General features: G+C 53.8%; 21 protein-coding genes. 14 read left to right on the top strand and 7 right to left on the bottom strand.

Features of this window, described 5'->3' with window-relative positions; genetic code table 11:
• Positions 1-2: 2 nt before the first annotated feature.
• The 3 genes from EYC87_RS12415 to EYC87_RS12405 all read left to right on the top strand — a co-directional run bounded on the left by EYC87_RS12415 (position 3) and on the right by EYC87_RS12405 (position 2,135).
• A complete protein-coding gene (locus EYC87_RS12415; RefSeq protein WP_279253163.1) occupies positions 3-752 on the top strand; it encodes a sulfite exporter TauE/SafE family protein in 750 nt (249 codons plus the stop codon).
• A 107-nt stretch (positions 753-859) separates the two neighbouring features.
• Positions 860-1,666: an enoyl-CoA hydratase-related protein gene (locus EYC87_RS12410; protein ID WP_279253162.1), complete on the top strand. Its 807-nt coding sequence runs from the start codon at positions 860-862 to the stop codon at positions 1,664-1,666.
• A 61-nt stretch (positions 1,667-1,727) separates the two neighbouring features.
• A complete protein-coding gene (locus tag EYC87_RS12405) occupies positions 1,728-2,135 on the top strand; it encodes a protein tyrosine phosphatase family protein (RefSeq protein WP_279253161.1) in 408 nt (135 codons plus the stop codon).
• A gap of 53 nt (positions 2,136-2,188) precedes the next feature.
• Here EYC87_RS12405 and EYC87_RS12400 read toward each other — a convergent pair whose 3' ends face one another.
• Together EYC87_RS12400 and EYC87_RS12395 are read right to left on the bottom strand one after the other, a co-directional pair.
• Entirely contained in the window at positions 2,189-4,225 is a 2,037-nt protein-coding gene (locus EYC87_RS12400) for a DUF3604 domain-containing protein (RefSeq protein ID WP_279253160.1), read from the bottom strand.
• A gap of 101 nt (positions 4,226-4,326) precedes the next feature.
• Positions 4,327-6,612, bottom strand: coding sequence for a TonB-dependent receptor (locus EYC87_RS12395; RefSeq protein WP_279253159.1), 2,286 nt, complete (start codon positions 6,610-6,612; stop codon positions 4,327-4,329).
• Positions 6,613-6,731: 119 nt separating this feature from the next.
• On the opposite strand from EYC87_RS12395, the gene EYC87_RS12390 reads away from it, so the two are divergent.
• Positions 6,732-7,445 (top strand): NUDIX hydrolase, encoded by a 714-nt coding sequence (locus tag EYC87_RS12390; protein WP_279253158.1) that lies wholly within the window; start codon positions 6,732-6,734, stop codon positions 7,443-7,445.
• 7 nt (positions 7,446-7,452) lie between these two features.
• Entirely contained in the window at positions 7,453-8,109 is a 657-nt protein-coding gene (locus tag EYC87_RS12385) for a cytochrome b/b6 domain-containing protein (RefSeq protein WP_279253157.1), read from the top strand.
• A 4-nt stretch (positions 8,110-8,113) separates the two neighbouring features.
• Here the strand turns inward: EYC87_RS12385 and EYC87_RS12380 are convergent, their stop codons facing one another.
• Positions 8,114-8,593, bottom strand: coding sequence for a c-type cytochrome (locus EYC87_RS12380; RefSeq protein WP_007228576.1), 480 nt, complete (start codon positions 8,591-8,593; stop codon positions 8,114-8,116).
• Positions 8,594-8,804: 211 nt separating this feature from the next.
• Here EYC87_RS12380 and EYC87_RS12375 point away from each other — a divergent pair, with 211 nt between their 5' ends.
• Positions 8,805-10,523, top strand: coding sequence for an FAD-binding protein (locus EYC87_RS12375; RefSeq protein WP_279253156.1), 1,719 nt, complete (start codon positions 8,805-8,807; stop codon positions 10,521-10,523).
• A gap of 53 nt (positions 10,524-10,576) precedes the next feature.
• On the opposite strand, the gene EYC87_RS12370 is transcribed toward EYC87_RS12375, so the two are convergent.
• Positions 10,577-10,837 (bottom strand): hypothetical protein, encoded by a 261-nt coding sequence (locus EYC87_RS12370; RefSeq protein ID WP_279253155.1) that lies wholly within the window; start codon positions 10,835-10,837, stop codon positions 10,577-10,579.
• Between the two features lie 111 nt (positions 10,838-10,948).
• Positions 10,949-11,866 carry a LysR family transcriptional regulator gene (locus EYC87_RS12365; protein ID WP_279253154.1) on the bottom strand — a complete coding sequence of 306 codons (918 nt, stop codon included), beginning with the start codon at positions 11,864-11,866 and terminating at the stop codon, positions 10,949-10,951.
• A 123-nt stretch (positions 11,867-11,989) separates the two neighbouring features.
• Here EYC87_RS12365 and aptA point away from each other — a divergent pair, with 123 nt between their 5' ends.
• Together aptA and EYC87_RS12355 are read left to right on the top strand one after the other, a co-directional pair.
• Complete coding sequence (aptA, locus tag EYC87_RS12360) at positions 11,990-13,321, top strand: omega-aminotransferase AptA (RefSeq protein ID WP_279253153.1); 1,332 nt, start codon at positions 11,990-11,992, stop codon at positions 13,319-13,321.
• Positions 13,322-13,358: 37 nt separating this feature from the next.
• Entirely contained in the window at positions 13,359-14,330 is a 972-nt protein-coding gene (locus tag EYC87_RS12355; protein ID WP_279253152.1) for an AEC family transporter, read from the top strand.
• A 154-nt stretch (positions 14,331-14,484) separates the two neighbouring features.
• On the opposite strand, the gene EYC87_RS12350 is transcribed toward EYC87_RS12355, so the two are convergent.
• Positions 14,485-15,621 carry an acyl-CoA dehydrogenase family protein gene (locus EYC87_RS12350; RefSeq protein WP_279253151.1) on the bottom strand — a complete coding sequence of 379 codons (1,137 nt, stop codon included), beginning with the start codon at positions 15,619-15,621 and terminating at the stop codon, positions 14,485-14,487.
• Positions 15,622-15,894: 273 nt separating this feature from the next.
• On the opposite strand from EYC87_RS12350, the gene glpK reads away from it, so the two are divergent.
• From glpK to EYC87_RS12320, 6 genes are read left to right on the top strand one after another with little or no spacing between them, the layout of a single operon-like run.
• Positions 15,895-17,385, top strand: coding sequence for a glycerol kinase GlpK (gene glpK, locus EYC87_RS12345; RefSeq protein WP_279253150.1), 1,491 nt, complete (start codon positions 15,895-15,897; stop codon positions 17,383-17,385).
• Between the two features lie 3 nt (positions 17,386-17,388).
• Entirely contained in the window at positions 17,389-17,574 is a 186-nt protein-coding gene (locus EYC87_RS19500) for a hypothetical protein (RefSeq protein ID WP_007228593.1), read from the top strand.
• Positions 17,574-18,386 (top strand): FkbM family methyltransferase, encoded by an 813-nt coding sequence (locus tag EYC87_RS12335; protein WP_279253149.1) that lies wholly within the window; start codon positions 17,574-17,576, stop codon positions 18,384-18,386. The genes EYC87_RS19500 and EYC87_RS12335 overlap by 1 nt, the downstream gene beginning before the upstream one ends.
• Before the next feature lie 59 nt (positions 18,387-18,445).
• Complete coding sequence (locus EYC87_RS12330; RefSeq protein ID WP_279253148.1) at positions 18,446-19,003, top strand: nitroreductase family protein; 558 nt, start codon at positions 18,446-18,448, stop codon at positions 19,001-19,003.
• Positions 19,004-19,048: 45 nt separating this feature from the next.
• Complete coding sequence (locus EYC87_RS12325; protein ID WP_279253147.1) at positions 19,049-19,981, top strand: peptidyl-prolyl cis-trans isomerase; 933 nt, start codon at positions 19,049-19,051, stop codon at positions 19,979-19,981.
• Complete coding sequence (locus EYC87_RS12320; protein WP_279253146.1) at positions 19,978-20,979, top strand: HupE/UreJ family protein; 1,002 nt, start codon at positions 19,978-19,980, stop codon at positions 20,977-20,979. Before EYC87_RS12325 ends, EYC87_RS12320 begins: the two co-directional genes overlap by 4 nt.
• Positions 20,980-21,001: 22 nt before the next feature.
• Here EYC87_RS12320 and EYC87_RS12315 read toward each other — a convergent pair whose 3' ends face one another.
• Positions 21,002-21,793, bottom strand: a complete 792-nt coding sequence (locus EYC87_RS12315) for a hypothetical protein (protein ID WP_279253145.1) — start codon at positions 21,791-21,793, stop codon at positions 21,002-21,004.
• Positions 21,794-21,813: the final 20 nt, after the last annotated feature.

Raw genomic sequence — 21,813 nt, 5'->3', positions numbered from 1 at the left:
CATTGTTAACTGACCCCGCGTTTTATCTGGTCAGTGTCCCTGCGGTGTTGCTGTATGGAATCGCCAAGGGGGGCTTTGGCGGTGCGGTGGCTGTATTGTCCGTACCACTGATGGCGCTGGTGATGTCGCCCACCCAGGCTGCCGCAGTCCTGTTGCCAATTCTTGTGGTGATGGATGCCTTTGTCGTAAGAACCTATTGGGGGCAGTTTGATCGCCAAGCACTTAAACTGCTGCTGCCAGGTGCCCTGGTGGGTATCGGTATTGGATACCTTGCTGCCGACGTCATGAACGATGATTACATGCGCATTCTTATCGGTGTGCTTTCTCTAGTATTCGGCGTGCAGCAACTGACCGGGCTCCAGTCTCGTAGCGCCGCTCAGCACAATGCTGGAGCAGCTGGTTTTTTTGGCACTCTCGCCGGCTTCACCAGCTTTAGTATTCACGCCGGTGGACCGCCTTTTACACTGTATTTATTGCCTAAAAAATTGAAACCACTGCTTTACGCAGGCACCGCGGGCATTTTTTTTGCGGTCGTTAATGTAATAAAGCTGGTTCCCTATTCAATGCTCGGCCAGTTCAGTCAAGAGAATCTCGTTTGTGCGCTGGTGCTGGTTCCATTGGCTCCGGTAGGCGTCCGAATTGGCCATTATTTGGTGAAAATATCCGACCCTGTTTTTTATTACAAAGTGATTAGTTTCTTCTTGATGATCGTGGGGGTGAAGTTGCTTTGGGAAGGAGTAGCAGGGCTTTGATGCATAGTTTAAAGCGATAAATCTGTGTAGTCTTTCCCGCAGATAGCCTTACGCGAAAGCAGGCTTTGGCTTAAGCTCGAAAGTGGCGACAATAAGGAGTACTGCAGATGACAGCCATCACCCTGGAAAAGCGCGGACAGCAGGCCTGGATTACGTTAAACCGTCCACAAGCGAAAAATATGCTCGATGGGGACGCCTTCGTGGAACTGGCAGATGCCTGGCAGGAGGTTCGCGACGATGATGACATCAGAGTGGCTGTTCTCACGGGAGCAGGGAAAGAGGATTTTTGTTGTGGCGGAGATCTCGGCAAGGTGATTCCCCTCTGGACCGGGGCCAGGCAACCAGAGAACCCAGTAGAGGAGCGTTTGCTCGCAGACCCCGCTATCCCTGAAAAAATTATGTTAAAAGGTGAGCCCCTGCTCAAGCCGATTATTGCTGCGATTAATGGGCGAGCACTGGGCGGCGGCACTGAGTTGTTGCAGGCCACCGATATTCGCATTGCAGCAGATCATGCCCAGTTTGCACTTCCCGAGCCCAAGCTGGGGATTGTTCCCGGTGCCGGCTCCATGGTGCGACTCGCGCGGCAGTTACCCTGGGCGCACGCGATGCGAATTTTACTGGGTGGCGAACCCATCAACGCCGCCGAAGCCCTGGCTATGGGCCTGGTATCTGAGGTCGTGCCGTTTGGCGAACTGCAGGCCAGGGCCGAACATTATGCAGACAATGTTTGCCGACAGGCGCCCCTGGCTTTGCAAGCGATAAAACGAACAGCGCTTGAAACCCATACACTACCCTGGACTGACGCTTTCCATTACGAAATGGAGCAAGCAGCTGCTGTGATGATGAGTCAGGATGCGAGGGAGGGCCCCAGGGCCTTTCGCGATAAGCGCCAGCCGCAGTTTAAGGGAGAGTGAAGGTGGCGATTACTGGTGCGGCGCTGTGCCCTCTGGTATAACGCCTCTCGGAGGTAAAACTATGAATTCCTACAAGCTCACAGAAACACTTGCCGTATCCGGCCAGATAAGCGCCGAATTGGTTGCTGATATTGCTGCAGCGGGATACAAGGTGTTGCTCAATAATCGCCCGGACGGGGAAGAGGGCGGGCAGCCCAGTAGCGCTGAGATTGCGGAGGCGGCGGTGGCGGCCGGACTTGAGTACCATCATATTCCGGTGACGGCGATCAACTTTCCCGGCGAACACCTGAAAGAAATGGCCGATTTATTTGACGATGCAGAGCGACCAGTATTTGCTTTTTGTCGCACCGGTACTCGTTGTGCCAATCTCTGGGTATTGTCGCAAGAGCCAGAGCAGCGAGAGCAGGCGGCAGGTCACGCTCGAGGGATTGGTTTTGATTTATCCATGGCGGCGCGCGCTTTATCCTGAGGTTGATCAGTCTGGGGGTAATTGACGTCCAACTGACTGAGGCGCAGTAGCTTTCAGGCTTGCGGTATATACCAAATCGGAGAACTCCAGGCTCTTTCCTGAATCACTTTGTTGTGGTCTGCAGAGCAACAGTTCTCCATACCCTCGGGGATGGAGGCAGGGTTCTCACAACGGACGCCGGCATCGGCGCAAATCCTCTGGCTCCAGCGGCAACTGGGGTTTTCCAGCACACGCGTATAGTAGAAAGCAGGTGCACCGGGATTGAAGTCATTGTCTTGCCAGACGCTACAGAGCTGGGCGTGGCCGCTGCCGCTGGTTTCACAGGTATTGATATCCACTGAAGCATTGTTGTCACCACCGGCGACATCGAACACGGTTTCTTGCAACTCGCCATCCTGATACCAGCCCTTGATTAGCTGAATGCGCTGTAGAGGGTTTCCTGGGTAGTCTGCGGTGCCGGTGTCGGCGAGGGCTGAAACAATAAAGCGAGGCGCTGTGTGTCCTTTGGAAGGTGTAGCCAGATCAGCTCCCATTGGCACCCCGTGAGCGTACCCCTGGGCCACCATGTCGGCTGCAGAACAGGCGTCTTTGTGGTAATCCCAGCCACCGAAAAACCGCACTATCGGACGAGTACCACTAGTGGCATAAGCCTCGCGCCGCTGCATCGCGGCGAACAATGAGTCACGGGTGTTTTCTTCAGCGTAGAGTACAGCGAGACCGCCGGGACCGTATTCCAACTCATCGGGTAACCCCTTTGGCACTCCATCAGCGGCGCCCATACCCGCGCCTCCGTGGCCTGGGTGATTTTTCTCCATTGCCAGACCAGGCGCTGCAATATGGGTATCAGTGCTGGAGATAAGTCCATATTTAAAACTGTTAACGCCGAGCTCAGCCTGCTGCTGCAGTCCTTTTTTCAGCGCGTAGCGCAAAAAGTTGGTCTGATCGGGAAGCTTGGTTTCCGGCAGCCGCTCTTCGTCCACAAAGTAGGTTAGCCAGTCCATGGCACCGCCTTCCGCAATCCCGGTGTTCTTGCCGCCAAAGCTGTCGTAACCCATTTTTTCGAAGTTACAGTATTCGTCCTCAGACCATGTCGGTATGCGATTATCACACTCAGAAGAGCCTTTATGCTGCATCACTTCAAACAGAGCGTTCCAGCGAGCGCGACGGCGGGCTTCCTCGGCAGTGACCGGACTTTCGGGAATCTGGCCGTCTTCAATTCGCGCACTTTCAAACATCAAGCCACCACTGAGGTTCGAGTTGTGAGGGATAACGACTGCATCGCAACCGGGGTTATCCTCGAGACACTCCTTGTCGAGATAGTCCCACAAGTCGACTTGTGACGGAGATTCTATCCATGACAGTGCCCGATCAGGGACTGTTTCGTTTTTGAATACCACGTTGTGGTGGAGGTTTTGGCCACTGCCTACAGAAGCAGTCCACTCATAGCCGACAAAACTGGTGAAAACACACTCGCTGCTGCGATCGTAGGCTTGCTCGGCTGCAAATTGCACGTCTTTCCAGGTGTCTGCCGCTGCTGCGAAGCACTCTTCATTGTCATCGCCGCAAAACCCCCACCGCTGCTTCCCGGCGAGACCATAGGCGGCAAATGTGCCAAACGAAAGTTGGGGAAGATGTCTGTGTGCAATGCATATGGGGTGCCAGTAGCCGGGTGATCCCTCGATATTGCACATTCGCATCTCACCCATAAACTCTGAGTGATCCGTTACTGCGGTGAAATCCAGTGGTCGGTCCAACTGAACACTTCGCATCGGTTGGTCGTTGTCATCATAGGGTTGGATACCCATTCGTCCGCCTTTGGCAAAACGGTAGGCATCCTCCGGTTTATTGCGAGTGTCCTGAGAGTTGGCGTCAAAAGACCATGCTGTATGTACATGGGTATCACCAAAATGTGGACGTCGCAGCGCATCAAAGTTGGTGCAATCCTCACGGTCTTCGGACACCTTATAGGGTCGAGTCGCACTCAGCGAAGGCGGGGAAGCCGTTATTGCAGCTCCTTCAGCTTTGTTTTTCGCAAAGGAGGGCGAGGTGATAGTGATGGCGATCAGCAATAATACGGGGGCAATACGCATAGGAAGTTTTTGATCTGCAGATAAAGAGACGTAGTGTCTAATTTTGTCCAGACTTTGACAACGTTAGCGGTATTACAGGTTGGGCTATCGCAGTCAATATTTCAGAAGCTGTATTTAAGGTCGAAACCCCAGGTCCGAGGCTCACCCCACAGTACTGCTCTGGATGCATGAGGCAGGTTGCCGATGGTGAAATTGACGTATTCTTCGTCAAGCGCATTTTTGACCCATGCTGACAATGCCAGTTCTCCCACAGGCAGAGTGACCCCCGATAAACTGAGCCTTCCATTGAGTAAGCTGTATGCATCGATGGCGAGCAACGTGTTGCTGGTGTTGCGCTCATCAACGAAGTTGGCGTTGAGGTTAGCGCTCCAGTTGCCGTAGCTCACCCTGGGTAATTGATAATCAAGGTTGACGCTGGCACTGTTGCGAGGTGCGTTGTCAAAGCCAAAAGAACGAGGGTCACCTGTGAAAGGGTCGTTGACGTCTTCAATTTCACTGTGCAGATAGGCATAGTTGACGCGCAATAGCGTGTTTTGGCCGAGAAAGCTGACGGCTTCCAGTTCGATACCCGATAGCTTTGCGGAGCCTGTATTGAACACCCGGGTATCGGAAATGCTGTTCGGTAGTAAGAAGTTCAGTTGCATGTCTTTAACATCGGAATAGAAAATTGCGGCGTTCAGTCGCAGCGCTCGCTGCAGCCATTCTGCTTTTAGTCCGAGCTCCAGCGTGCGATTCTTTTCTTCATCGAAACCCTGCGAAAAATAGTCAGGATCGGGATCGCGGGTATTAAACCCACCGCTTTTATAAGCTTCAGCGAGCTTGCCATAGAGACGAGTGTCCTCGGCTAGGTCATGCTCAATCATGAAGCTGAAAGAGTTGTCGCTGAAATTTTTGGCAGCAGCAGCTTTAAAATCAATGCTTTCAAATGGGCCGATGATGTTGGAACCATAATCCACGAAATTGTCTTGTTGAAATAAACGATTCACTTTTCGTTCATCTCGCGAGTGGCGCCAGCCCAGGGTGACTTTCCAGGCATCCCGGGGGCTCCAGCCAAAGTGTCCGTAGGCTGCGATTGCTGTGTTATCAATGACGTTGTTTTCGGCGCGAATGTTGACGGCTCGCGCCGAGTCTCCTGTCTCTATCAACGGGAAACTGAATATGTGATGCATGGGGAACCAGTTTTCTCTGGCCTCTTCGCTAAAATAGTAAAGCCCGGCAACCAGGTCAAAATTGCGCCAATCGGCAATTAACTGCAGTTCCTGAGAGAATTGATCCTGGTCGAGTTGGGTGCGCACCGTCTCGTAATCCAGGGGAGCGGCACTGTTTTCACCCAGGCTAATGCCGGAAAAATCGACCCGATATTCGGCGCTGGCACCACTGGAAAAGTCGATATAGCTCAGGTCTTCCATTTCACGATAGGCACTAATCGACTTGAGAGTCCATGACTGTGCTGTCCACGCAAGGGTCAGGGCATGGCCTTCGATGACAGTATCAGTGGGTAACAGTGGGGCATTGGTCGCAAGCCTTTCAAACAAGCGCTCCCCATACGGGACGAAGCGCTGGGAACTGATGATTGCGGCGTCCACCGGCGTTCCGGCAGGAATGCCGGGGCTGACTGCCTGGGGCGTGTAGTTGTAACTTTCGATACGCGATTTGTCCCAACTGTAATTCAGGCTGAGGGTTTCAGTCGTGAGCCAGCGCCAGTCAATGCGGTAGCCCTCGGACTTGATGTCGCCGTAATTACCTCCGGGGCCGTCGTTGCCTACGAAACCATCTTCTCGCTTGCCCAGTGCTGCTATTTTTACCGCATGTCGGGCATTAAGCGGTAGATTGAGACTGGAGCGCAAAAGCAGGCGGTCACGCTTGCCTGTGCCAATAACCTGGGCGAATGCAATTTTCTCGGGGTTGGGTCGTTCTGTGACGAGGTTTAATGCGCCACCAGTGGTGTTTCGTCCGTAAAGCGTACCCTGAGGACCGCGCAATACCTCCACGCGTTCGAGATCAGCCACATCGGCAGCAAGCCCCGTAGAGCGAGCGAGGTAGACGCCATCAAGGTAAACGCCTACTGCGGGGTCTTGAGTGACTTGTACATCCGTTATTCCAATGCCCCGAATAAATAAACGCAGTGTCTGGTTACTGGAGGGAAATTGGTCTATGACGAAGTTGGGCACTTGGGCACGAATGTCACCGACATTGGTAATACCTAAAGTCTCCAGTTCGTCGGCCTGAAAAGCGACAAGGGAAATCGGGGTTTGCTGGGCCGATTGCTCTACTTTTTGGGCGGTAACTACGACTTCTTCCAAGGCACGCTGAGCCATTGCTGCACTCGCTGCCAGGCATAGTGTGCATAGACCTACGGTGATTGTTTTGCGGGTGAATCGCTTCATATGTTATTAGTTGCTGGCCGAACGGCAGGTTAACACGCCATGCCTGCCGACCAAATGTGGAACTCTGGAAAAGCCCGGTACTGCTGTTACACTGAGGCGGATTTTTTTGAGGTTTACTCATGCCCGACACCGTCGCTATTCGTCCTGCCAGCACCGTAGTTCTCTTGCGTGATGGCAAAGAAGGACTGGAAACTCTACTTTTGAAGCGGAACAAAGCCCTGGCCTTTGCCGGGGGTTTTTGGGTCTTTCCCGGTGGCAGTCTTGACCCTGAAGATATGGCGGCGGGCGAGGGCAACGAAGAAGCTGCCGCCCGTTTTGCGGCTGCTCGAGAGGCGATGGAAGAATGTGGTCAGCAGCCTCGCCCTGATGACATGGTGTTATTGAGCCATTGGACTACGCCAGAGGCGGAAACCAGACGGTTTTCTACCTGGATATACGCCGCGCCATTGCATCTTGAGGAGCAGGTTGTCATCGATGGCGGCGAAATACACGACTCCCGCTGGGTGACGGTGGAGCAAGCGTTGTCCGAGCACCGCTTGGGCGAGCTGGCTATTTTGCCTCCCACCTGGATAACGCTTGTCACGCTCTGCCGATATGACACGGTGAAAGAGGCAATTGACGGGGAACGCAATACCCCTGTGCCGCAGGTGTTGCCGGTTTTGGCGCGCTTTGACGGCCAATTGGTAGCACTTTATCGCGGCGACGCTGGCTATGATTCTGCTGATCCTTCCCTTCCCGGAGCCAGGCATCGCGCATTGCTGATTGACGGGGTCTGGTCTTACTATTACCAGGATGTCGACCCGGAGTTTCAAGCCTTGATGCCGCTGGACTGAATTAAGCATGGCTTCTGCTCACCCTGTCTGGGACCTAGCCACACGGCTTTTCCACTGGTCTCTAGTGGTGTGCTTCGCACTCGCCTGGTGGAGTGCTAAATTCGAACGTTATGACATACATGAGGTCACCGGCCAAGTCATGATTGTGCTTCTTGTAACACGTTTTTTTTGGGGTTTTCTGGGTAGCGTGCACAGCCGCTTTAGTGATTTCGTAGTGGGCCCTGCTTCAGTATTAGCCTACCTTCGGGGACAGCCAAGCCCCACCCCGGGACACAATCCACTGGGCGGTTGGTCGGTACTCGCATTACTTTGCCTGTTGCTGCTACAGGCGATCAGTGGCTTGATTAATAGTGACGATATATTGTTTTCTGGCCCCTTATATTATGCAGCCGAGCCGCAACTGCGAGACCTGATGGGAGTGGTTCATCAGTGGACTTTCGATATCCTGTTGGGCCTGATAGCGCTGCATATATTGACCATTATGTACTATCAGTTCAGGCTTAAAAAACAGTTGATTCAGCCCATGTTGGTCGGTACTGCAACAGATCGGGAAGGGCACAAGGCGCCGGTGTCAGCCTTAAAGGCAGTCCTGGTCGCCATCGTGATAGCGTTGTTACTTTGGCAGGGGTTGGAGCTAGCGCCGCAACCCCAACCGCTCTGGTAGCCGATCAATAGAGGTAGTTTTTCGCCTTATACTCATCGTGGCAAGCCTTACAGGACTTGCCAGCATCGCCTACCGCTTGGGCAACTATTTTTTTGTCTCCTGAACCGGCCGCCACTTGCAGACCTGCAAGCGCTTCCCTCATATTGGTGAGCTTGACCTTGAAGTCTTCCTGGTTTTGCCAGATTTCAGGTTTGGCCCGGGTGGTGCCTTTGTCAGTGCCGGGTCCGAATGCGCGAGAGACATCCATGCTGGCCAGGGCGCCAAGCTCATTGGCAAACACCTTCAGTTTAGCGTCATCCCAGGGCATTTCGCCCTTGACCATGGCTCCAATGGGGCCGAAATTCATCGCCAGGAGAGTGAAGTAGGATTGCCGGTAGGATTGCATGGGCTCTTTATCATCAAGGTGTGCAAGGACCTGAATCGATGTGGCCAGTCCGACTGCAGCAGCGATGGACGCAAGGGTTTTTCGAGAATGAAGCTTCATAGGTTGATCCCTGTTGGGTTTATTGACTTGGATTAGTGAGTGTATGCAAGCCCTGTGCACATGCGCAAGAGTCTCATTGTTAAACTATCGTGTCCCTCATTGGGGCGGCGCGGCCAAATTGTTAAACCTGCGCCCTGTTAAGGTGCGACCACTACTTCTGTTGTTGTCTTTGTAGGCTAACATTGCGGGTATCAATCAGCAGGGGCGAGCAATGAGCGCAGAACAGCAGTGGGACGACAGTTACGATGTAGTGGTGGTCGGTTCCGGCAACGGCGGTATGACAGCCGCCGTGTGCACTTATGAAATGGGCAGCAAAAATGTGTTGGTCATCGAAAAGTCAGACCTTTACGGAGGCACCAGCTCTATCTCCGGTGGGGGAGTGTGGATTCCTGGTAATCGTTATGCCAGGGAAGCCGGAGCGGAGGATTCCTTTGACAAGGCCAAGACATACCTGCGGCAACTGATTTCTGAGGAAGAGGTACCGGAGTACCAGTTAGATGCATTCTTGGAAAATGGTCCCAAAATGGTGGACTTTCTCCATGAGCGAACACAAGTACGCTACGTTACTCTCGAGCATTATCCCGATTATTACACCAACCTTGAGGGCGGAATGGAGGGGCATCGTTCCATGGAGCCCGAAACCTTCGACGCCAGTGAGTTGGGCCAAGAGTGGAAGCAACTTCGCCGAACACACCAGATGATGCATCTGGCTGGAGTCATTGGAATAACCCAGGTAGAAGCCGCCGTTATGGTTGGCCAGCAGCCCGGCTGGTGGAAGTCTATTTTCAAATTGTTCCTGGACTACATGCTGGATATTCCCTGGCGCCTCAAAAGTAAGTTTCATCGGCGCCTTGCCACAGGTTGCGCCGGGGTTGCAAGGTTGCGCGCATCAATGCTGGACCGTGATATGCCCCTGTGGCTAAACACCCGAATGACCAATCTGGTGGAAGAGGGCGGTACGGTGATAGGTCTTGAGGTAATCCGAGACGGCAAGCCCCTGCGCATTCAGGCCCGTAAAGCCGTGGTGCTGGCGGCAGGAGGGTTTGAGCACAACCAGGAGATGCGCGAGCAGTACCTGCCCCAGCCGACTGATCACAAGTGGAGCGCTGGCACCTTCGATAATACCGGTGATGCACACCACGAAGCGATGCGGTTAGGGGCGAAAATGCATCGCCTTGGCGAGGCCTGGTGGTGCAATACCATCACCGTGCCCGGAGAAGACATTCCCCGGCTGTCGGTCATGGAGCGATCCTACCCGGGATCGGTGATTGTTAATCCGGCAGGCAAACGTTTTAGTAACGAGTCCCAGAACTATATGGCATTCCAGCTGGAAACTTTTGCCAAGCATACCGAGGAAAGCCCCACTTACCCCACTTGGCAAATTTTCGATGCGGACTTTCGTGCTAATTATTTCGTCGGACCTTTGTTTAATAGTAAGTTCCGTCCTGACTGGCAGGTGCCCAAAAGCTTTAATTACGAGGAAGGAGGCTTTTACGCAAAAGCCGATAGCGTTGCTGAATTAGCGGTTAAAATCGACGTCGATGTCGCCGGCCTGGAAGCGACTGTGGCGAATATGAACGAATATGCAAAGACGGGAGTGGATCCGGAGTGCAACCGTGGTGAATCTGCATATGACCGATACTATGGCGATCCTCGGGTTACTCCAAACCCCTGCCTTGGTCCGGTTATCAAACCGCCCTTTTATGCAGTGCGCCTCGATCCGGGTGATTTTGGCACCCAGGGCGGAATGGTGATCAATGCCGACGCCCAGGTGGTTCGAGAGGATGGTTCCTTGATCGGAGGGCTTTATGCCTGTGGCAATTGCAGTGCTCCCACCTTGCCCTGCTACCCTGGTCCGGGCTCTACGCTGGGGCCGTCAATGACCTTCGCTTATCAGGCCGCCAAGTCCATAACGGGGTACAAGGACTGAGGAGTCCGTTACAGGCAAGAGGTCGCCTGTGATTTGCAAACGGCCTGTAGTCATTATCTGCGTGAGTCTTGGTAACTGTGCCAGCCGCCGTCTTCACGGTAGAGCTTGAGTTTAGTGGCGCAATCTTGCTCGGCGCTATCAGCACTTTTGGCCATGCGGCTGGCGGCGTATTCGGCCTCTCTGATGCACTGGCTCATTGCACTTTTGTTGCTCAGCAGTTTCTGTTGGTAGCTGGGGCTGCCACTCTGGCTATCCATACCAAACAGGTACCAGTAGCCTGCGCCCACCACCGCAAACACTATGATCCAACGCATGACGAGTCTCCTTGGGAAAACATAAGTTCAGTCTAGCAATTGAGTATGGAGTGAGGGCGAGTTTTCTGACTGTTTCGCAACATCGTTGCCTTTAAGTGGCAGGCTTAAGGGCTACGAATGTGCGTCTATGAGAGCGTTCAGCAGGGTCTGGGCAACCCTAGATGGCGGAGGGGAGTGGCGGGTAATTGCGCTGAATTGGCAGACATACTGGAAAACTTCAGGCAGTAAGCGGCGCATTTGTCCGTTTGCCTCGAATCCTTCAGCATAGTGCTCCGGCAGGTAGCCCAGATAGCGGCCTGATAAAACCAGATGGGCGACAGCCTCCTGATCATGTGCGGTAGCGTGGCGTTTAAGTCCCAGCTTGTGGGTTGCCTCCATATTGGGTGAGTGGTAGCCGATGCCTACATAACGACATTTCCTGACCTGCGCGGCATCGGTATTGTTGCTCGTGCTGTCGAACAGGGGGTGGCCGATAGCGCAGTACAGATACATCTGCTCGCTGAACAAGGGGTAGTAGTCGAGGCTGGCGGATGGTCGATGGTCAGGAATGACGCCTAGCTGAAAGCGTCCCTCCATCACGCCTTGTTCAATGGCGTTAATAGACTCAACATGAATTTCCGGAGCAACTTCAGGCGCTGCCTCATCGAACCGGCGGAAGGCTTGGTGAATATGGCAGGCTGGATTGGACGCTGTTTTGTCAAAGATGGCGATTGACATGGGGCCGGTGAGTCGCTGATGCAGCTCGCCGACATCGTGCTGGAACTCTTCCATGGCGGCCATGATTTTCTTGGCGCTGTCGAATACCTGCTCTCCCTCAGTAGTCAGGGCGAAACCGGCGCGGCCCCTGCGGCATAATATGACACCCAGCCGGGTTTCCAAGTCCTTGATATGCCTGGAAATAGTGGAACGATTGATGTTGAGTTCCAATTCTGCGGCAGAGAAGCCGCCACAGTGAACAACAGCTTTGAACACCCGCAGCAGACGCAGGTCATTGTCAGTCACATTCCCCAGCAGGGCTTTACCGGCCATGGTGTTACCTCGCAAACTATATAGTTTAATAATAGTGAAACTTTAGGTCGATAGGTATTGATTTATGCAACTAAAAACAAGCGCTACAATCGGGCCCTCAGTCAACATTGTAGGTATGTCCAAATGACCAGCATGCAGAATATTCAGCCCTCCCTGAGCCGTGATGAGTTGGAAGCTCACTGGATGGCTTATACGGGCAATCGTCAATTCAAAGACGATCCGCGGATGATCGTGGGTGCAGAGGGCGCCTATTACATTGACGACAAGGGCCGTCGTATCCTCGATGGCCTCTCAGGCCTCTGGTGCTGTGGCCTGGGCCATAACCGCCAGGAAATTACCGATGCGGTTACCCAGCAGTTGCAAACCCTGGATTACTCGCCCGCTTTTCAGTTCGGACAGCCTCGCTCCTTCCAACTGGCGAACAAAATCAAATCCCTGACCCCTGATGGACTCGACTACGTATTTTTTACCAATTCCGGGTCTGAGTCTGCAGACACCTCTTTGAAAATGGCGCGAGCCTATTGGCGTCTCAAAGGCCAACCTACCAAGACCAAGCTGATTGGCCGCGTGAAGGGTTATCACGGCGTCAACTTTGGTGGAATTTCAGTGGGCGGTATCGGCGCAAATCGTAAAATGTTTGGTACTGCGGTAGATGCGGACCACCTTTCTCATACCATGATCAAAGAGAACGTTTACACACGCGGCATGCCAACGAATGGCTGGCACCTGGCAGACGAGTTGGTAGAGTTGATCGCGTTACATGACGCTTCCAATATCGCGGCGGTTATCGTGGAACCGATGGCAGGCTCTGCTGGTGTTATCCCGCCTCCCGCGGGTTATCTGCAGCGACTGCGAGATATCTGTGATGCCAATGACATACTGCTTATTTTCGACGAAGTGATAACCGCGTTTGGGCGCATGGGCGCGATGACTGGCGCCGAGGCTTTTGGTGTAAAGCCGGATATTATGAATATTGCCAAGCAGTTGACCAACGGCGCCATTCCCATGGGGGCGGTAATTGCGTCCAACGAAATCTACCAGACATTTATGGCTCAGGGCGGTCCTGAGTACATGCTGGAGTTTCCACATGGTTACACCTACTCTGCTCACCCGGTGGCCTGTGCTGCGGGTCTTGCCGCCCTTGATGTGTTGGAGCAAGAGAAGCTGCCGCAGCGTGTTGCCGAACTGTCGCCTTACTTTGAAGAAGCGCTGCATCAATTGAAGGGTGGAGCCCATATTACCGATATCCGAAATTACGGTTTCGCTGGGGCACTGACGCTCGCCAGCTATCCAGGCGAGCCGGCGCGCAGGCCCTACGAAGTTGCCATGCGGATGTGGGGGAAGGGCTTTTACGTGCGCTATGGCGCTGACACTATTCAACTGGGTTTGCCGTTTATCATCGAAAAGAATGAGATCGATAGCCTGGTCGGGGCTCTTGGAGAGTGTCTTGAATAGCTGGCATGATTGGTTTTTTGCTTATTGATGAGCACGCTTGACTCTTACTGACGCGACGGCACTCTTTTATACCTGTCTGATGGTATCTCTGCCCACCTTTGGGTGGGTGGTGGTGGGTGCTTTTGTCGCCAAAACGGGCTGGTTGTCGCCACAGCTCAACGACCAAATTTCCCGCTTGTCTTTCAAATTTGGCTTGCCGTTGATGCTGTTCGCCGGTGCCGCCGGTGTTGACTACAGTGATGCCATCACCGCCACCTATTTACTCGCCGGTGTGCTGGCGACACTGCTGGTGACGCTGGCGAGTTGGGCTTATAGCGCGTGGAGACGTCACCCTGCTCGCGAGCGGGGGATTTTCGTTCAGGGAGCATTTCGCTCCAACCTGGCTATCATGGGCCTTGCTTTGTGTATTTCCGCCTATGGCGAGCAAGGTGCGCAACTAGCCGCGCTGGCCGTAGCGGTGATGACTAGCCTGTACAATGTGCTCGCGGTATTAGTGCTCAATCGCACCCTGGGCGCCAGTGCCGCAATGAGCGATGCGCTTTTGGGTGTAGTGCGTAATCCATTGATTATTGGAATCGCTGCGGGTGCTGCTCTTTCCCTGTCGGGCCTTCCTGTTCCCGCTATTGTTCAACCTGCCAGTATCTGGCTTAGCGCCTTATTCTTGCCGCTGATGCTCATTTGTATAGGGGGTGCAATGAAACTGTCAGAACTGCGCTACTCCGGGCCACTCGCTTGGGAATCCACTTTCTGGCGGCTTGTAGTTGCCCCTGTCATAACGGTTGCACTGGCGCTTGTGCTGGGGGTTCGTGGCGAACCCCTGGGTGTGCTTTTTTTGTTGGTTGCAACTCCGACCGCAGCCTCAGGCTATATCATGGTAGTGGCGGCCCGGGGAAATGGTGTGCTCGCAGCCAACATCATTGTGCTCACGACGGTGTTATCCGCTATTTCCCTGACGATAGGCCTGTTCCTGCTTTCTCTGTTCTCCGTGGTAGGCGAATTGGGGGTGTGAATGTCGAGATATCTTCGCAACTGTGAAGATATCCCTAGCCAAGCCGCGCCCCTTTAACAAGCTGTGGCCCTTTACCAGGCCGCGGCATTTTGGCAAGTGTCAGCCACGATAGCAGCGCAATAATGACCCTCCACTACCCCGACAAGTGTAAGCATCATCGTCCCAGAATTGAGCGCGCGACAAGTTCACGCATAATCTCAGAAGTTCCGCCATAGATCCGTTGAATGCGCGCGTCAGTGTAATAACGAGAAATAGGGTATTCGGCAGTATAGCCATAACCGCCGAACAGTTGCAGACACTGATCAACCGTTTTGCATTGCATTTCGGTTGCTGCGTATTTGAGCATCGCAGCGTCATCGGCTGAAAGTTCGCTGCTCGCGTATTGGTTCGCACATTGGTCGTAAAAGGCCCGGTTCAAGGCGATCTCAGTCTTGACGTCAGCCAGGGTAAAGCGAGTGTTTTGGAATGACCCCACCGTTTGCCCAAAGGCCTTGCGCTCCTGTACGTAGTCCACTGTGATCTGCAACGCGCCCTCAGCAGCGGCGACGGCCTGAGCTGCAATTCCCAGTCGTTCCCTGGGAAGTTCCTTCATCATGATGATGAAACCTTTATTGAGTTCTCCCAGCAGTGCATTGGCTGGTAGACGAACGTCCTGGAAAAAAAGCTCCGCGGTATCGGAAGCGTGTTGACCAATTTTTTCGATTTTTTTGCCTTTGTCGAAGCCTGGAAGCGAGGCGTCCACCAGAAACAGGGATGTGCCTTTCGCGCCTTTGCCGGGGTCGGTGATTGCGGCGACGATCACAAGGTCTGCATGGATGCCATTGGTGATAAAAATTTTGGATCCGTTGAGCACCCACTCGTCGCCATCCTGAACCGCGCTGGTACGAATGCCCTGAACGTCAGAACCGGCACCGGGTTCAGTCATTGCCAGTGCGCCCACGGCTTCACCCGTGACCATCTTGGGCAGCCACTGCTGCTTTTGCTCCTCTGTCCCGAAGTGCTCAATATAGGGCGCGACAATATTGGAGTGGATTCCATAGCCGCTGGCAAGGCCGCCGAAACCCATGTGTGATAGCTCTTCGATCATAGCGAAGCAGACCTGAGAGGAAGTGCCAGCCCCGCCGAAGGCTTCTGGCATGTCAGGACAAAGCAGTCCGGCCTCGCCCAGTTGATTCCAAAGCTCTCGGGGTACCAGGTGCTTCTCTTCCCATGCTTCGTAGTGGGGAGAGATCAGTTGCTCAAAGGCGCGTCGGGCCATATCGCGAAACAGGGTAAGTTCTTCGTTATCCATGAAACTACTCCGATGAATTGACTAAAATGCGCGCGGATTGTACACCCCAATGTGGTCATACCCAAACCAGAACAGACGACTTAACTGAACGCTTTGTGTGGCGCCCGGCATCACGGCAGTGACATTGTCAAAATTATTAGCACCACTGAAGGCTATGGCGTACCCTTTACTAAAACCACGCCGTCCGGCAGCGGCTGTGAAGGTGGCAAACATCGACTCATCGCTTTTTGTTGAGCTTGAAACGGTGGACTGAAACGAGGAGTAGAGCCTGATATGGCAAATTTCATACTGGCAATTGATCAGGGAACAACGGGCAGTACTGTGGCTCTGATGGACTCATCCGGCAAGCTATGTGCTAGTGTTAATCATGAGTTTCCACAGTTATATCCCAAACCAGGTTGGGTTGAGCATCGGCCTGCGGACATCTGGAAATCTGTGCTCAAGGGTGTTCGCGGCATCATGCGCAAAGGCGTTTGTAAGCCTACCGATATCGCTGCAATCGGCATTACTAACCAGCGTGAGACTGCGCTGTTGTGGGATCGTCATAGTGGGGAGCCATTAAACAACGCAGTGGTATGGCAGTGTCGACGCACTACAGATTTTTGTGAACAGCTGAAATCTGAAGGTCATGAGAAAGTCGTGCGCCGCAAGACAGGGCTTGTGCTTGATCCTTATTTCTCTGCCAGCAAATATCGATGGCTACTGAACAATACCTCTGGTCTGTCGCGTCTGCGTCGAGCGGGCAGGGTGGCGGCAGGAACTGTGGACAGCTACCTGATCTGGCAGCTCACCGCGGGTGAAACTCACGTTACCGATGTGTCTAACGCGTCACGCACCTCACTAATGAACTTGAAAGCCAGGCGCTGGGACAGACAGTTACTGGACTTGTTTCAGGTTCCGGAAGATATTCTGCCGCAAATTTCAGCGTCCAGTGCAGTGCTGGGTCATACCCGCAATGTGCCGGGTCTGCCCGATGGTATTCCGATTGCCGGCGTGGCAGGCGATCAACAGGCAGCGCTGTTTGGTCAAGCCTGTTTTTCTCAGGGTGAGGCCAAGTGCACTTTCGGTACAGGCTCATTTATTTTGATGAACACCGGGTCAGACTTGCTGCAATCTCGGTCTGGTTTGTTGAGTACTGTGGCCTGGCAACTGGGAGAGAAAGCCGAACCAGTGTATGCGCTTGAGGGCGGCGCATTTGTTTGTGGTGCTGCTGTCCAGTGGCTGCGTGACGGGTTGCAGCTGATTAAACGTGCACCTGAAATTGAGTCCCTTGCAGGCAGCGTGACTGATCATGCGGGCGTCGAATTTGTTCCGGCCCTGACAGGACTGGGTGCGCCCCATTGGGCGCCGGAGGCCAGGGGCACGCTGACCGGCCTGACACGCGGCACCGAGAGGGGGCACATTGCGAGAGCGACGTTGGATGCTATGGCATTGCAGAATGCAGATATCCTGCGGGCCATGGAAGCAGATTTGGGGAAGCGGATGAAGCCGCTGCGAGTCGATGGAGGTGCTGCGGCCAACAACCTGCTAATGCAAATACAGGCTGATGTGCTTGGCCGAAAACTGATTCGGCCCCAGGTTATTGAGACTACTGTTGCGGGCGCTTGTTATCTGGCAGGACTGGGCATTGGTCTCTGGCAAAGCCCGGCTGAAGTTCGGCGTATATGGCAGGCGGAACGGGAATATGCCGTTCAAATGAACTCTTCAACTCGCCGCAAAAGAATGGATTCCTGGAACTGTGCTGTGCAACGCACACTGTTGTAATCCATGGCTGATGTTATTCCCTTTCGTCAGCCTTCGCTTAAAGAGCGGCATAAAGGCAAAGTCCTGTGCAAGCACGGTCACCATAAATGGGTGGTGGATACGGCAAAGCAATTTGATGTCAAGCAGGGCAAGTTGATTACCAGTTACCGATGCGTTCGCTGCGACAAGCGCAAAGTAAAAGCACATTAATGGCCATCGAGCAGCAATGTGTTCCCCTGTTAGCCCCGGGTCTTGAAGCAGAGCTCGCCCTGTACATTCATCCAGAGCAGGACAAGCATGTTTCCCGCAGGATACGAGAGGAGGGGATCTGGGAGCCTTACGAGACATCACTTGTGCTGCAGTTGTTGCAGCCCGGGCATGTGTTTGTCGATGTGGGTGCCAATATTGGTTACTTTTCGTTGTTGGCAGCCACCCGGGTAGGTGGCTCCGGCGCGGTCTTCGCCTTTGAACCTGATCCGGGCAATTACGCACTTCTCGCGGCGAGTGCTAATCACAATCATCTGGCACACATTATCTGTGCGGAGCAGGCCGGACTGGCGGAGACGGCGGGTGAAGCAAAACTCTACCTGAGTGAAGATAACTTTGGTGATCACCAGATTTTTGCGACGGGAACAGCAAGAGACAGCAAGCCCATCAGCTTGCTGCGCGGTAGCGACTTTCTTGGCCCGCGAACACAGCGTCTGGATTTGTTGAAAGTGGACACCCAGGGTTCGGAGTTTGGGGTGATGAAAGGTTTGATGCCCTTGCTTCAGGAGCAGAAAGAGCCCACGCGCATAATCATTGAATTGACCCCTCTGTCGTTGCGGCAATGCGGTAGCAGCGGTCGGGCCTTGATTACGCTGTTGGCTGAACTTGGGCAACCGCTGTGGATTATTGATCATATCGAACACCGCATGGTGCAGTCTTCAGCCGATGAACTGTGTGTCTGGTGTGACAATGTAGACGCGGTGCCGGGGGACGAGGGTTTTATGAATATTATGGTAGGACCGGCACTGCCTTAACGGGCACAAACTCGCAGTTTGCTGCTATTATTGCCGTTCGATTTTTTGCGATATCGGTTATGAACGACATAATTCAGTTTCTCCAGCAGAGGAATTCTGCTCCCAAGTTGACGGCTCCGGCACCTTCTCTCGCTGAGCGGGAAAGTATTTTCAGTGCAGCCATGCGAGCACCGGATCATGCACGGCTGCGGCCCTGGCGCTTTATTTCGGTGGATGAAGACCGTCGCCAGGCCCTCGGTGTATTGTTCCGCGATGCTTTGCTCGCGCGCAATCCGCAGGCCGATGAATCGGCTCTGGAGAAAGCGGAAAAATCGCCGCTTAGAGCACCCCTCATTGTAGTGGTAGTCGCCAGTGTCAGTGCGCATCCCAAGGTGCCGCCTATCGAACAGAAACTATCTGCTGGATGCGCCGCCCACGGCGTGTTGCTGGCTGCGCAAGCGCTCGGTTATGCGGGCGTCTGGCGAACCGGTGATGCGGCCTTTGACCGCAATGTCATGGATGGGCTTGGCCTGGCCAATAATGAAGAGATCACCGGCTTTTTGTATCTGGGTACCAGAGAGGGTGACCCTAAGCCGCTGCCATCACTGGCTACTACTGACTTTGTCAGTCAATGGTGACAGCGTCTGCTGGTGTTTACCCAATTTAGTGACAGGAGTTAATCAATGAAGTTTCTCGCCAGGCTTAACCGGCCCTGGATGCACTTCCTGGTGCTTGGAGCGGGCCTGTTCTGGGCCCAGGGGAAGCTCTTTCCTCAGCCACCCGTAGTAATAGGTCCTCTGGCTGACGTGCGCGTCGAGTCTTTACAGCAGCAGTGGACATCGACCGTTGGTCGGCCTCCGGGCGAGGATCAGTTACAACGAATGATTATGGCAGAACTGGATCGGGATATGATGTTCCAGCGAGCACTCGAACTAGACCTGCACCTTTATGATTCGGTTGTGTATCAGCGACTGCTGCGCAACATGCATTTTTTGGGTCTGGCCGATGGTCGGAGTGACGAAGCGCTTTATAAGCAGGCCCTTGAGATGCGCCTGCACCTGGGTGATGAAGTGGTTAAAAGGCGGCTGATCCAGATTATTGAACAGCTCATGCTGGCGAGTAATCCCCCGGGGGCAGCTACGGAAGCAGAGATTCTCGCTGAATTTGAAAAACGCCGGGAAGAGCTTCGTCGCCCGCCCCGTTTTTCGATCGAGCACATCTACTTTAATCGCGAGCGAGAAGGTGAGATAGCTGCTGCTATTGCAACGATTGGTGAGAAAAACTTGGGTCCTGAGCAGGCCCGAGAGCTGAGCTCTCCCTTCCTGCCGGGTTACCGTTTTAAGTATCAGACGCCTGAACAATTAGCCCGCCATTTCGGTGCGGCTTTCGTGGTTAACCTTGAGCAGACCAAGCCTTCTGCCGGCCAATGGGTCGGCCCGGTTCGCTCCACCTATGGCCTGCACTATGTTTACGTCGGCGAGTTGGAGCCCAGCCGCGATGCCACTCTGGATGAGGTCAGGGCCGTGTTGGTTCGGGACATAGATTCCAGGGCGCGAAGTACAGCCCTGCTCAAAAGCACCCAGCGAATGCGTGAAGATTACGAGATGATGCTATGAATATCTTGAGAATTGTTGCGGTCCTGCTGCTGGGTCTCGGGCTGAGTTTGTCGGCGCAGGCCCACCGTTTTGCGCCCTCATTGCTGAAGCTAAATGAGATTGCAGCGGGGCAGTATCACCTGGTGTGGAAAACACCCGCGCAGGCCACCAGTAGTGTGCCCATGCGTCCCGTCTGGCCTGATTCTTGTGAAGTGACCCAGGCTAATGCACCTCAAATGGAGGGTACAGGTAAGGTAAGCAGCTTCCAGTTGACCTGTTCAGGTCTGGGAGAGGATGGTCTGGTCGGGGAAACTCTGGGGGTGGATGGACTGGGTGCCAATCAAGCGTCAGCGATGGTCATGATCAGATTATTAGACGGACGTCAGTATCAGCAAGTACTCAATGCAGAGCAGCCAGCGTTTTTGGTCCCCGCCGAATCCAGCTCCGGTGAGGTGATGAGCGATTACACTTACCTTGGAATGGAACATATTTGGGGAGGCATTGATCACCTCTTATTCGTGTTTGGTTTGTTGTTGCTGGTGGGCGGTGGCTCTCGGTTATTGTGGACCATCACCGCTTTTACGTTTGGGCACAGCATCACCCTGTCATTGGTGACTCTCGGCTTTTTCGATTATCCGGTGGCGCTGGTGGAGTTCACTATCGCTGTCAGTATTTTCGTTCTGGCGGTGGAACTGACCCGCAAAGAACGCAATGATGTCCTATGGCGCAACCCCTGGTGGCTGGCTGGCGGGTTCGGGCTGCTGCATGGAATGGGTTTTGCTGGCGCACTGGCAGAGACGGGTTTGCCACAGGACAACGTTCCGTTGTCACTGCTGTTCTTTAATGTCGGTATTGAAATAGGCCAGATAACATTCATTTTCGCAGCGCTGGCGCTGTGGTGGTTAGTGCGTAAGCCACTGACACCATGGGCGGATCAACTGCGCTGGGTGCCAATCTATGTGCTGGGCAGCCTCTCTGCCATGTGGTGCATGGAACGGGGCCTGGAGGCGCTAGCCTGACAGCCCCGAACGCCGGGAGACCTTATGGGTTGCCTGGCCATCTCTCCATTTCAATCAGCGGGTGAAAGGCCAACTGCACTCCCTCCATAATGAAATCTTCATTCTCAAGCATGTTACGGCGCCGGGTAAAACGGCCTGTTGAAGAACGTGTGTCGATGGCTTCAGTGGCATCTATGCCGCCTCGACTGACAAATACGCGCTGCAGGTTCATATCGAAAACACTGATCTGCAGGGAGGCAACTGCCGCGGGCTTATTCCAGTCGAAGTCAGAGGATACGCCCGAGCCTGGACCCTGCAGAGAGGGCTTACGGCTAACGCCGTCCCAGCGAGCAAGGTGCTTCAGACCACCGGAAAAGGAGACTTCCAGTTCTACCAGGTCGGTGAACACAAAAGCGTCCAGCTTGAATTTTTTGATCATTTCATCGCGCACACTGGTCATGATCTGAGCGAAGGTCTTCATGTTTACGCGGCCGGTAGTCGGGTCCACAGGGTTGCCAAAGGCGCGCTCTGCAGTATTCCATAACTGCTTGAATTCACGCTGATCGATGACCTTATAGCCGTTGTCCTTGAGGTAGGTGCTGACAAAAGCGTCGATTCTTGGGGATTCCTTCTGCAAATACTTGCGCGATGGAGCACCCAGGTTAACGTGAGGTATCACCACAGTCTTGATTTCATCAGCAGCGAGCTTTTCCTCGTTTATTTCAAAGGGGAATGTGGTCGGGTTATAGCTGGGGGTGCCGGCGCAGCTCGCGAGCAATAGTGCCGCGGCAAGCAGGTAGCAGGTTCTGTTGTTGAGAAGGGCAAATACACGCATGCTGGAATCCAATCCGTTAT

The organism is Candidatus Seongchinamella marina, from assembly GCF_026262685.1.
Lineage (GTDB): Bacteria > Pseudomonadota > Gammaproteobacteria > Pseudomonadales > Halieaceae > Halioglobus > Halioglobus marinus.
Note: the sequence above shows the minus strand (reverse complement) of the source record. Positions and strands in the feature narration are given on the sequence as shown.

Excerpts from the sequence above, each read along its gene's own strand:
- EYC87_RS12385 (WP_279253157.1), top strand. The coding sequence starts at position 7,453 with ATGGCTTCTGCTCACCCTGTCTGGGACCTAGCCACACGGCTTTTCCAC.
- EYC87_RS12335 (WP_279253149.1), top strand. The coding sequence starts at position 17,574 with ATGGCCATCGAGCAGCAATGTGTTCCCCTGTTAGCCCCGGGTCTTGAA.
- EYC87_RS12365 (WP_279253154.1), bottom strand. The coding sequence starts at position 11,866 with ATGGCCGGTAAAGCCCTGCTGGGGAATGTGACTGACAATGACCTGCGT.
- EYC87_RS12380 (WP_007228576.1), bottom strand. The coding sequence starts at position 8,593 with ATGAAGCTTCATTCTCGAAAAACCCTTGCGTCCATCGCTGCTGCAGTC.
- glpK (WP_279253150.1), top strand. The coding sequence starts at position 15,895 with ATGGCAAATTTCATACTGGCAATTGATCAGGGAACAACGGGCAGTACT.
- EYC87_RS12330 (WP_279253148.1), top strand. The coding sequence starts at position 18,446 with ATGAACGACATAATTCAGTTTCTCCAGCAGAGGAATTCTGCTCCCAAG.
- EYC87_RS12375 (WP_279253156.1), top strand. The coding sequence starts at position 8,805 with ATGAGCGCAGAACAGCAGTGGGACGACAGTTACGATGTAGTGGTGGTC.
- EYC87_RS12410 (WP_279253162.1), top strand. The coding sequence starts at position 860 with ATGACAGCCATCACCCTGGAAAAGCGCGGACAGCAGGCCTGGATTACG.
- EYC87_RS12395 (WP_279253159.1), bottom strand. The coding sequence starts at position 6,612 with ATGAAGCGATTCACCCGCAAAACAATCACCGTAGGTCTATGCACACTA.
- EYC87_RS12350 (WP_279253151.1), bottom strand. The coding sequence starts at position 15,621 with ATGGATAACGAAGAACTTACCCTGTTTCGCGATATGGCCCGACGCGCC.
- EYC87_RS12320 (WP_279253146.1), top strand. The coding sequence starts at position 19,978 with ATGAATATCTTGAGAATTGTTGCGGTCCTGCTGCTGGGTCTCGGGCTG.
- EYC87_RS12370 (WP_279253155.1), bottom strand. The coding sequence starts at position 10,837 with ATGCGTTGGATCATAGTGTTTGCGGTGGTGGGCGCAGGCTACTGGTAC.
- EYC87_RS12325 (WP_279253147.1), top strand. The coding sequence starts at position 19,049 with ATGAAGTTTCTCGCCAGGCTTAACCGGCCCTGGATGCACTTCCTGGTG.
- aptA (WP_279253153.1), top strand. The coding sequence starts at position 11,990 with ATGACCAGCATGCAGAATATTCAGCCCTCCCTGAGCCGTGATGAGTTG.
- EYC87_RS19500 (WP_007228593.1), top strand. The coding sequence starts at position 17,389 with ATGGCTGATGTTATTCCCTTTCGTCAGCCTTCGCTTAAAGAGCGGCAT.
- EYC87_RS12390 (WP_279253158.1), top strand. The coding sequence starts at position 6,732 with ATGCCCGACACCGTCGCTATTCGTCCTGCCAGCACCGTAGTTCTCTTG.
- EYC87_RS12315 (WP_279253145.1), bottom strand. The coding sequence starts at position 21,793 with ATGCGTGTATTTGCCCTTCTCAACAACAGAACCTGCTACCTGCTTGCC.
- EYC87_RS12405 (WP_279253161.1), top strand. The coding sequence starts at position 1,728 with ATGAATTCCTACAAGCTCACAGAAACACTTGCCGTATCCGGCCAGATA.
- EYC87_RS12400 (WP_279253160.1), bottom strand. The coding sequence starts at position 4,225 with ATGCGTATTGCCCCCGTATTATTGCTGATCGCCATCACTATCACCTCG.